The following is a 9,922-nucleotide window of genomic DNA, read 5'->3' on the forward strand; positions in this document are numbered from 1 at the left end:
CGACGGCGCCCGCGATGCCACACATCAGCCGGCGACGGAGACGGCGTGCGCCCGCACGCGTGCATGAATGGCCTCGAGCGCGCGCACGCGCGACTTCGAGCGAGAAGCGGGCGATGATCGCCTCGCGATCCTCGGCCACGCCCGGTGTCTCGCGCTCGGCGATCCGCGCGCGATGGCGTCGGCCAGGGCGCGCGGATCCTCGGGTGGGACGATGATCCCGGCGCGCGCCCCTTCGAGCACGTCGGGCACCGCCCCCACGCGCGTCGAGACCGCGAAGCGGCCGTGCCGGAGCGCCTCGAGGAGCACATTGGGGAGCCCCTCGCTGCGTGACGGGATCACGAGCAGGTCGATGGCGCGATACAGCGCGCCCACGTCGTGAACCTGTCCAAGAAGCGCACCTCGTCACCTAACGAGAGCGCCGCGGCCTGCGCCTCGAGCGCTGCCCGCTCCGGGCCGTCGCCCGCCAGGAACAACTCGAAGGGAACACCCTCGGCCTTGAGCAACGCCGCCGCCTCGAGGAGGATGTCGACCCCCTTCTCGGGACTCAGGCGCCCGATCGCGGCAAGGCGCGGGACCGTCGGCGGCGGGAACAGCGGCGCGCAGTCCTGGGCCCCGGCCACTGCACCTTCCTCGAGGACGGCGTTGAATACCAGCGCCGCTCGATCTCCCACGTCGGCGAACAGGGCGAGCTGCGGTCGCGACATGACCACCACCTGGTCGGCCGAGCGCAGGAGGCGAAGGTCGAGGGCGTGATACAGGCGCACCTTCCAGTCCTCGGCGGTCGCGCCGTGATAGAACCCTACCCAGCCGCCGGCGTACCAGCCTAACGCGCGCAGCGAGCGCACGATCGCCGAGGGGCGATAGCCGTGCGTCTGCACGACGGATGCGCCGGCGCGCGCCAACGTCTCGCGCACGCGCGGGAGGACCGACATGTCGAGGCTTCCCGATTCCTCGATGACGTCGCAGGGCACGCCGCGCGCTTCGGCGTAGGCCACGAAGGGTGACACCGGTCGTCCAGCGCGACGGAAGGTGACGATGCGAAAGGCCGTCCCCCGCGACCGCTGCAGCACGGCCTGCGCCACGAGCTGTCGCCCGGGGCCCGACAGGATCACCGTGTCGATGACCGCGACGACGGACGACGCGCGGCCAGCTGCAACGTCGCCGGGGATCTCGGTGCCTGCTTCGTCACGCGGACTCGCCCCGCGTCCGGAGGGGGGGCCGGGACGTGCGGTGTCGATCACGGTGCGAAGCGCCCGCGCTGACCGGGCCACCCGGCGCGCGAGCGCCAACCGCCGGCCGTGGCGCGCCCCCCACGTCCGTCAGCGATCGGAGGGACAGGCAGCGGAGCGGGCATCGACACCGGACGTAGGCTCGATCGCGAGCGTGATCCCGCCATCGGGAGAGAGGCCGTCGCGCCCTGAATCGACTCTTGCGGAGACGCCGCGGCCACGCGCTCCGCCATCGCCACTAGACTCATGAGCCCAAAGAAGTACGGAAAATAGGCGTGCGAGAGGAACACTGAACTGCATGTGAAGGCGGCAAACGCCGCCCCGAGTTCGGGGTGACTTCCTGTTCCCGCAGGCTCATCCCCGATCGAGGCTCTCCGCAGGCGCCACCCTCGCCGATAGGACACGAGGATCTGCACCATTAGGAGCAGTCCTCCAAAGATCCCGAGCTCGACACCGGCCTGATAGTACGAGTTATGCGCCGTCGACCATTTACCGACCTTGCCTCGTTCCTCGAGGTACTGCCCTTCAATGATGGGGAAGTTTCCGATCCCGACCCCCGCGACCGGGTGACGGGCGATGTAGATACGAGAACGCGCCCAGATCTGCTTGCGGCCGCCGTAGTCGGTGTAGTTGTAGTCCTGCTCACCCTCGACCAACGCATACATTCGCTGTTTGTACGAGGGCGGCGCGACAGCCCACGCTGCCATTCCACCGAAGACGAAGAGTGCGATGGAGAGTGCCTTGCGCGCACCACGTGCGGCAAGGACATAGAACAGCGCACCCGCCACCAGCGCCAAGGTGCCACCGCGCGATCCGGTCTTCACGACGCCGAGGACGAGTACGACGGCGCAGCCCAATGCGATGGCCTTCCAGAACCCCTTTTCTCGCTGCACCAGTCCCATGCACAGCGGAAAGACCATCGCCGCCATCGCGGCATAGTCGTTAGGGTCGTATCCGGTCGTGGTGAAGACTCGACCATCAACCGCCACGCCAAGCGCGACCATGCCGGCCAGGTGCGCAGCGGTCCCGTACGCCCAGAACCGCTCGAGGATCCGGAGGTTTGTGCTGGTCGGCGCGGTGACAAGCGTCGCCAGCACGATCGCGACCTGCGCGAGCACGGGCGTGGTCGCGGGAGTCAAAAAGGCAAGTCCCGGATACAGCGCAAACGGGACGGTCACGAGTGCCCATCCGTAATACCAGAAACATTAGCTGCGCCGAACGGTCCCGAAAGGCCGACTTCACGCAGCGCCGGGGGTGTTGGACATCAGATACAGGAGACCCAGCACCGACGCAACCAACGCGGGTCGCAGCTTCGGCAGCAGCGGGATGACGACCTGAATGCGCACGGCGGCAAACATCACAAGCGCGACAGCGACCCAAATCGCTGCCTGATGATAGCCGAGGCTGCCCGCGGCAGACGGGCTACGAGTTTGGTACTGCGCTCGTGCGTTCATCGAGCACTCCTGACGAACTCGCGACATCCGGGCAAACGACCGGACTCTCCCCAATCAAGACGAGCTATGGGGGCGCCGCGGAACGAACTGGCAGCGTGGAGTCTGGGTGGGCTTTGCACCTACCGCACGGGCCCCCGTCGGTACCACAAGTAGTGATAGCTCGAAGTGAATTGCTGGTTGAACTGCTTCGTCCCTGACAGCACCGCCCGGCGTACGCCGTCGGAGAAGATCTGATCAGCGGCGGTGAGGTACTTGCGGTCACCCGTTCGGAAGTACAACCAGCTGAAAGTCGAGACAAACAGGTTGTTCAGGTCCCACGACGCGTTCGGACCTGACTTGTTACGCTGGCAGAATGCGGACTGGTAGTTGAAGCTTCCGTCCGGGCGCCACTGCGTGTTCCAGAGCCAGTCGGCATTGGCGCGAATGGAGGGCTCGATGCGGGGATCGGCGTTGAAGCGCGAGTAATAGCGAATCAGCACGTCGTTCAGCAGTCCGCTCATGTAGTTGATGCTAGTGTTGCAGAAGCCCCCCCACAGAAAAGCCCCGCTGCTGTCCTGGGGACGCAGGATTTGAGAGAGCATGAGGGGGAGATGCTCCGCCCAACTCGTGCTCGTGTAGTTATCTCCTCCCGGGGCCTGAATTTCCCAAGAGAGAAGGAAAGCGAGCAGTGAGCGGGCCTGGCCACGACTCTCCATGTCCTGATGGTTCCGCTTCCCAAGCGCGCCGCGCCGATAGTACGAGGCGAGCACGTCAGCGGTGCGCCCCACCGCCAACTGAGAGGCCGCATCACCGGTCAGCAGATAGTGGAGGGCGAGCCCTTCGAGTTGCGCCCAGTAAAGCGAGCTGCCGTAGTTGTTTGGCTCCAAGTATCGCGTGCGATAGTCGAGCGCCATCAGCGTCGCGCGACGCCAGTACTCCGCGTTTCCAGTGCGAACCCACCACGCGTAGTACACCGCGACGCGGTCGTAGTAATTGCCGGCCGCCCAGTCGACGCCGTACTTGGTCCAGTGAAACTCGGACCACTTCACGAAATCGCTCTCGTAGCGATCCCACTCCCGACCGAGTCGACGGGTGTCCTGCACCGGGAGCGTCGGGCCCACCAGATCGGTGCTGATGAGGTAGGCCGGACTGACGGGGAGCGCGACGGCCTCGGGAAACCGACACCTCGCGACCGGACTTCGGCAGTACCTCCAGCGTTAGGCGGGCGCGGGCACGGTCTCCCCGGCGGAGCGGATACTGAAATCGGACATACACCGCGCGCACGGACCCGTCGCGATGCCGACCCGACAGCGCTCGCACGTCGGCGCTCACCACGTCCCCTTCGACCTGCAACGACCACCTTGGCATCCATCCGGGGCGAAAGCACGCCGGGAGGGAGCGGGATGCCGTTGGACACCACGGCGTTGCCAGCGTCACCCTGCATGCGCGAAACGACGAGCTCGACGGAGAACGCGGAGTCGGCTGGTGGCACTGTGCCGGCGGGGCCCTCGGCACCAGCGACGCGCGCAAGCGCCACCGAGACGACCAACGCGGTCGTCACCTGCAACGCCACCCTTCGGCCCATCCGAAGCATGTTCACGACGTCACGGTTGCAGGTTTGGCGACCGGTGCGGCCAGCGACCAACGCTTCTCGACCAGCAGGAAGAGCACGGCCGAGGGAACGAGAGTGGAGAGGAACGCCGGAATCAAGAGCGCGCAGAAGACGGGGGCATTCTCACCGGTGCGCTGCAGCATCGACGTCATCGGAAAGAACAGCGCCTTGAGCGACAACCCGTGAATGAGGTAGTAAGAATAGCTCATGTTGCCCAGCCAGCGGAGCGGCGAGACAGTGAGCCATCGGTAGGTAACGCCGTACCCACGAAACGACACCACGCACAGAAGCATGAACGCGATGAGGGTTGCCCCGAGTGCGAACGCCCCGTTGAGCCAGCGCGCACCAACCGCGACCAGACTGGCGACGAAGAGTCCAATCGTCGCGACGTCGAGCGCCGCAGACGTCACGCGCGTCAACGCCTTCAGTTCCACGAGTTCAAACACCATCATCCCTGCAGCAAGTACACCATTCGCAGGTGAGGTGCCTTGACGTAAGCGCTCACCCAAACCGTTGCGATGATCGTCACGACCTGCAGGACGATCCGGCTCCGCGGCGTCCAACGCCGAAGCCCGAGAATGGCCACCAGCGCCGGAACCGTGAGATAGAAGAAAAACTCGTAGCTCAACGACCAAGCGACCGTAATGATGGCCTCGATGTCAAAGATCCCGGGAAGGAGCAGGATGTTCGCCAGCAGCAGTAGCGCAGCAGCCGTCAGGTCCGACGGCAGCTTTGACTCCGAGGGAACGGCGAACGACAGCACCAGATAGATCGCGAGGACGACGAGAAACGTCGGATAGATCCGCTCAACCCGCCTGGCCATGAACTTCCGGTAGTCGTGAGCCTTCCGGATGAGGGTGCCGTAGATCAGGAAGCCGCTCAGGATGAAGAACAGGTCGACTCCGCGATTGCCCAGAAGGGCAAGCGCTTTCCCAGACCATTCGGTCAGCGTATCCTCAGGCAGGAGCGACTTCGTGAGACCGACGTAGTGCACGAAGAAGACGAGGATGACCGAAACGCCGCGTACCCCCTCCATCGCCCTGAGACGCCCCGCGCCGGGGAGGGCGATCTCGAACCAGTTGGAGAGCGTCGTGTATATGCCCGAGAAGTCCCGGGCGCGCTCCGTGGAGCGGGTTTCGATCATTCCGGCCGTCATGGGGCGACCCTATGTCGCATCTCGACTCATGGCCCGGGGAGGTGCACGAAGAATGCCATCCGGGACTAGCAGTGGGCCAAGCTTCGGGAAAATAGGGCGGGGCCCCCCTAGGGGGCCCCGCGATCGCTTTACCAACGTGCACTAGGGACGAAGCGCGAAGTACTTATACGAGAGAGTGAATGCCTCGTTGAACTGCTTCGTCCCCGCAAGATAGGTCTGCCGGACCCCCTCCGTGAATATCAGGTCCGCCGTCGTGCGATACGCCGTGTTCCCTGTCTGCTGGGCCAACCAACTGTACGTGGTGACGTAGAGCAGATTCAAGTCACCGCTCGCCGACGGGCCCGAGTTGTTGCGGGCGCAGTACGCTGACTGGTAGTTAAAGCTCCCACCCGTCGGCCGCCACTGCGTCGCCCACAGCCAGTCGGCATTGGCCTTGACCGAGGTCAGAATCCGGCCGTCAGCCTGGAAACGCTGGAAGTAGCGGATCATCACGTCGTTCAGGAGCCCGTTCATGTAGTTCAGGCTCGTGCCGCACCAGCCGTTCCAGAGGAAGGCTCCGCTCGGCTGCTGCGCCTTGAGGATCTGCGTCAGCATGAGTGGCAAGTGCGTCGACCACGACGACGGCGTGTAGTTGGCCCCACCCGGTGCCTGGATCTCCCATGCCAGCAGGAAGGCCTGCAGCGAGCGCGCCTGCCCTCGGCTCTCCATGTCGCCGTGATTGATGTTCCCCAGACTTCCGGTTCGATAGTAAGAACCGAGGATGTCTGCCGTCTTCCCTACGGCAACCTGCGAGTGGGGATCGCCGGTCAGCCGGTAGTGCGCCGCGATCCCTTCCAACTGCGACCAGTAGAGCGAGGCGCCGTACTTGTTGGGCTCAAGGTACTTGGTGCGGTAGTCCATCGCAGTGAGCGTACCGCGCCGCCAGTACTCGGGATTCCCCGTCCGCACCCACCAAGCGTAATAGATCTGGGCCCGATCGTAATAGTTGGTCGCCGCCCAATCGTAGCCGTACGTAGCCCAGTGCTTCTCGGCGTTGGCCGCCCAGTCGGTCTCATACTTCAGGTACGCTCCACCCAATGCCTTGTTCTGCGCCACGGATGTCGTTGGCCCAACGACTTCCGTGGCGATCAGGTAGTTCGGGTCGGTCGGAAGCGCGACGGCGATCGGGATTCCCGGTATTGCCTGCGGGGGAATGTCTGCCGTTCGTGGCTGCCCCAGTTCAAGGAGGGCGGCCGCGCCTGAAGTCGGCACGTCGTAGAGAAACTGCACGACGACGGAGCGCAACGAACCGTCCTTGTGCGATCCCGCCGTGGCAGCCGCCGCGATTGGGATCTCGACGTTGTTGATGGTCAGCTTGACGCTCGCCAGTCCGGTGGGCGGGAGTGCCCCCGGCACGAGCGGAATGGCATTCGAGACGAGCACCACGCCGGCCCCGGGGACGAGTCGAGTCACCACAAGGGGAATCGAGGTGGGACTGACGGTTGGCGGCGCCCGAGGCGCGGCGACCGTGATTGCAGCTGTATCACTCGCACCTCGCGAACTCGCCCGAATGATGGCGGTCCCCGGAGCGACGGCCGTGATCACTCCAGCCGTGGAGATTGAGAGCACGGTGGCGCCGCTATCGACACTCCACGCGAAGGTCTCTCCGGTGATGACGACTCCGGCGGAGTCCTTGCCGATTGCAGTGGCAACGGTTGTCTCCCCAACCTGGAGCGCCGCAACCGGGACGGTGACGGTGACGCTGGCCAACGCGCGCGGTGGAGGGGGCGCCGATACCGTGAGCAGTACGGTGGAACTGAGCGCCCCGACCGTCCCTCGGATCACGGCAGTCCCCGGCGCGATGGCGGTGACGAGCCCAGACGCGGAGACCGTTGCAGCTGTGTTGCCGCTATCCACGCTCCACGCCACCGACTGCCCAGTCACGACGGCACCGGATGAATCCCTCACCGTTGCCGTCGCGCTAGCCGTTTCCCCGACGACGAGCGACGAGTCGCCCAGGCTCAGGGTCAGCGATACGATCGCCTTGGGTGCCGGAGCGAGCACGATGACTGAGTCGGCTCCGTTGATGTTCTTGATGGTCGCGCGAATCTGCGCTCGCCCCGGAGCGATGGCCTGCACGAGTCCCACCTCGGAGACGGTGGCGACGGCGCGCTCCGATGACGTCCAGGTTACAATCGCGTTTGGAAGCACGTGACCGCTGGCGTCGTAGACAACCGCGCTCGCCTGGACGCTCGTTCCCACGTCCAACGCGCGAGCGCTCAACGAGACCGCAACAACGGCCGGTTCGTTTGACGGCGACGTAGACAACAGCGGCCGTGCAGCGTCTCCGCCGCAACCGGCGGCTACAACGAGGCCCGTCATACTCGCGAGGAGCAGAGTGGACCTGAACGATGCAGCGTACATAGTGGAGAACGGCATTAGGAGACCCGTGCGCCTGCGCTCTTCTGCCCTGCTGAACGGACAAGATCCCGCCGCCGGGTCGAACTCGCAATACCCGTGCGCCGACACCACAACTTCTTCGCACCAAGAGTCGTTGCTCCCGAGCGATGCCGTGCGCCGCCGAGATGTAGCAGGACGATGCCTACGTCCCGCGTATGCGGGACGTAGGCATCGAACATGCCCGAGTCGGCTTCAGGCGCTACTGCCGGAAGGCGAGGTGCTTGTACGAGAGCGTGAAGGCTTCGTTGAACTGCTTCGTTCCGGACAGGTAGGTCTGCCGGACTCCTTCCGTGAAGATCAGGTCCGCCGTCGTCCGGTACGTCGTGTTCCCGGTCTGCTGGTACAACCAACTGTAGGTCGTCACGTAGAGTAAATCGAGGTCCCCGCTGGCAGAGGGGCCGGAGTTGTTGCGAGCGCAGAAGGCCGACTGATAGTTGAAGCTCCCTCCCGTCGGCCGCCACTGCGTCGCCCACAGCCAGTCGGCGTTAGCCTTGACCGAGGTCAGAATCCGGCCGTCAGCCTGGAAGCGCTGGAAGTAGCGGATCATCACGTCGTTCAGGAGCCCGTTCATGTAGTTCAGGCTCGTGCCGCACCAGCCGTTCCAGAGGAAGGCTCCGCTCGGCTGCTGCGCCTTGAGAATCTGCGTCAGCATGAGGGGGAGGTGCGTCGCCCACGAAGCGGCGGTGTAGTTCGCCCCACCCGGCGCCTGGACTTCCCATGCAAGGAGGTAAGCCTGGAGCGAGCGCGCCTGCCCCCGGCTCTCCATGTCAGGATGATTGATGTTGCCCAGATTGCCTGTCCGATAGTAGGAGCCGAGAATGTCGGCCGTCTTGCCGACGGCGATCTGCGACTTCGGATCACCGGTCAGGCGGTAGTGTGCTGCGATCCCCTCGAGCTGCGACCAGTAGAGAGAGGCCCCGTAGTTGTTGGGTTCCAGATACTTCGTGCGGTAGTCCATCGCCGTCAGCGTTCCGCGCCGCCAGTACTCCGGGTTCCCGGTCCGCACCCACCAGGCGTAGTAGATCTGCGCCCGATCGTAGTAGTTGGTGCTGGCCCAGTCGGAGCCGTACGTGGTCCAATGCTTGTCCGCGTACGTGACCCAATCGTTCTCATACTTCGAGTACGACCCACCCAAGGCCTTGCTCGCCGCTTGCGTAATCGTCGGACCGACGACTTCCGTGGCGATCAGGTAGTTCGGGTCGGTCAGGAGCGCGACAGCCGCGGGCGCCGAGGGAATCGCCTGCGCCGCCATGTTCTGCGAAGCGCGCACCCAGGTGCAACGTGGCCGCTACGCCGGTCGGGATGGCACGTTGTAGAGGAACTGCACGACCACGGAGCGCAGCGATCCGTCCTTGTGCGAACCGGCCGTCGCGGAGACCGCGATGGGGACCTCGACGTTGTTGATGCGCAGCAGGACGTTGCCCAGACCGGTCGAGAAGAGCATGCCAGGCTGGAGCGGGATGCCGTTGGAGACGAGCACCGAGCCGGTGCCGGTCACGGACAGGTCACCATCAGCGGCACCGCCGTCGTCCCGCTGGGCGGAGGCGTCGTGGGGGCCGCATTGACGGTGAGCGGCGCGACGTTGCTCACGCCACCGACGGTGGCCATGACCTGTGCCGAGCCGGCGGACAGGGCGCTCACCAGGCCGGTCGAGCCCACGCTCGCGACCGCTGCACCTGACGAGATGCTCCAGGTCACGGGGTGACCGGAGACGACGGCGCCGTTGGCATCGCGCGCCACGGCCGTCGCCTGCCCGAGCTGGCCAACGGTAAGCGTCGAGAGATTGAGCGAGACCGAAAGCACTGGCCACGCTCACGGTCGACGCGGTCACCGACAGCGGGGCCGACCCCGTGAGGCCGACGATGGTGGCGGAGATGTTCGCCGAGCCACCCAGGAGCGCGGTCACGTAGCCCCGAGAGCCGTCGACCGACGCCACGGCGTTGTTCGACAGACATCCAGGTGACCGTGAGACCCGACAGCGTGTTCCCGACCGAGTCGATCACCGTGGCCGTCGCGGTGGCGCTACCACCCACCGGCAGGGCGCTGTTGGAGA

General features: G+C 65.3%; 11 protein-coding genes. All 11 read right to left on the reverse strand.

Going from position 1 to position 9,922, the window contains the following annotated elements; genetic code table 11:
• Positions 1-24: 24 nt before the first annotated feature.
• Complete coding sequence (locus tag IPN47_10365; protein MBK9408435.1) at positions 25-372, reverse strand: glycosyltransferase family 4 protein; 348 nt, start codon at positions 370-372, stop codon at positions 25-27.
• The gene (locus IPN47_10370; GenBank protein MBK9408436.1) at positions 336-1,241 is read right to left on the reverse strand and encodes a glycosyltransferase; all 906 of its coding nucleotides are present in this window, start codon (positions 1,239-1,241) and stop codon (positions 336-338) included. The genes IPN47_10365 and IPN47_10370 overlap by 37 nt, the downstream gene beginning before the upstream one ends.
• The gene (locus IPN47_10375; protein MBK9408437.1) at positions 1,238-2,407 is read right to left on the reverse strand and encodes an O-antigen ligase family protein; all 1,170 of its coding nucleotides are present in this window, start codon (positions 2,405-2,407) and stop codon (positions 1,238-1,240) included. The genes IPN47_10370 and IPN47_10375 overlap by 4 nt, the downstream gene beginning before the upstream one ends.
• 60 nt (positions 2,408-2,467) lie before the next feature.
• The gene (locus tag IPN47_10380) at positions 2,468-2,683 is read right to left on the reverse strand and encodes a hypothetical protein (GenBank protein MBK9408438.1); all 216 of its coding nucleotides are present in this window, start codon (positions 2,681-2,683) and stop codon (positions 2,468-2,470) included.
• Positions 2,684-2,802: 119 nt separating this feature from the next.
• Positions 2,803-3,765 carry a hypothetical protein gene (locus IPN47_10385; protein ID MBK9408439.1) on the reverse strand — a complete coding sequence of 321 codons (963 nt, stop codon included), beginning with the start codon at positions 3,763-3,765 and terminating at the stop codon, positions 2,803-2,805.
• Positions 3,766-4,258: 493 nt separating this feature from the next.
• Complete coding sequence (locus IPN47_10390) at positions 4,259-4,726, reverse strand: hypothetical protein (GenBank protein MBK9408440.1); 468 nt, start codon at positions 4,724-4,726, stop codon at positions 4,259-4,261.
• A complete protein-coding gene (locus IPN47_10395) occupies positions 4,723-5,418 on the reverse strand; it encodes an acyltransferase (GenBank protein MBK9408441.1) in 696 nt (231 codons plus the stop codon). The genes IPN47_10390 and IPN47_10395 overlap by 4 nt, the downstream gene beginning before the upstream one ends.
• 153 nt (positions 5,419-5,571) lie before the next feature.
• The gene (locus IPN47_10400; GenBank protein MBK9408442.1) at positions 5,572-7,671 is read right to left on the reverse strand and encodes an Ig-like domain-containing protein; all 2,100 of its coding nucleotides are present in this window, start codon (positions 7,669-7,671) and stop codon (positions 5,572-5,574) included.
• A gap of 397 nt (positions 7,672-8,068) precedes the next feature.
• Positions 8,069-9,139, reverse strand: a complete 1,071-nt coding sequence (locus tag IPN47_10405; protein ID MBK9408443.1) for a hypothetical protein — start codon at positions 9,137-9,139, stop codon at positions 8,069-8,071.
• A gap of 18 nt (positions 9,140-9,157) precedes the next feature.
• Positions 9,158-9,367 (reverse strand): hypothetical protein, encoded by a 210-nt coding sequence (locus IPN47_10410; GenBank protein MBK9408444.1) that lies wholly within the window; start codon positions 9,365-9,367, stop codon positions 9,158-9,160.
• Complete coding sequence (locus IPN47_10415) at positions 9,364-9,672, reverse strand: Ig-like domain-containing protein (protein ID MBK9408445.1); 309 nt, start codon at positions 9,670-9,672, stop codon at positions 9,364-9,366. Before IPN47_10415 ends, IPN47_10410 begins: the two co-directional genes overlap by 4 nt.
• Positions 9,673-9,922: the final 250 nt, after the last annotated feature.

The organism is Gemmatimonadota bacterium (genome assembly GCA_016719105.1).
Lineage (GTDB): Bacteria > Gemmatimonadota > Gemmatimonadetes > Gemmatimonadales > Gemmatimonadaceae > SCN-70-22.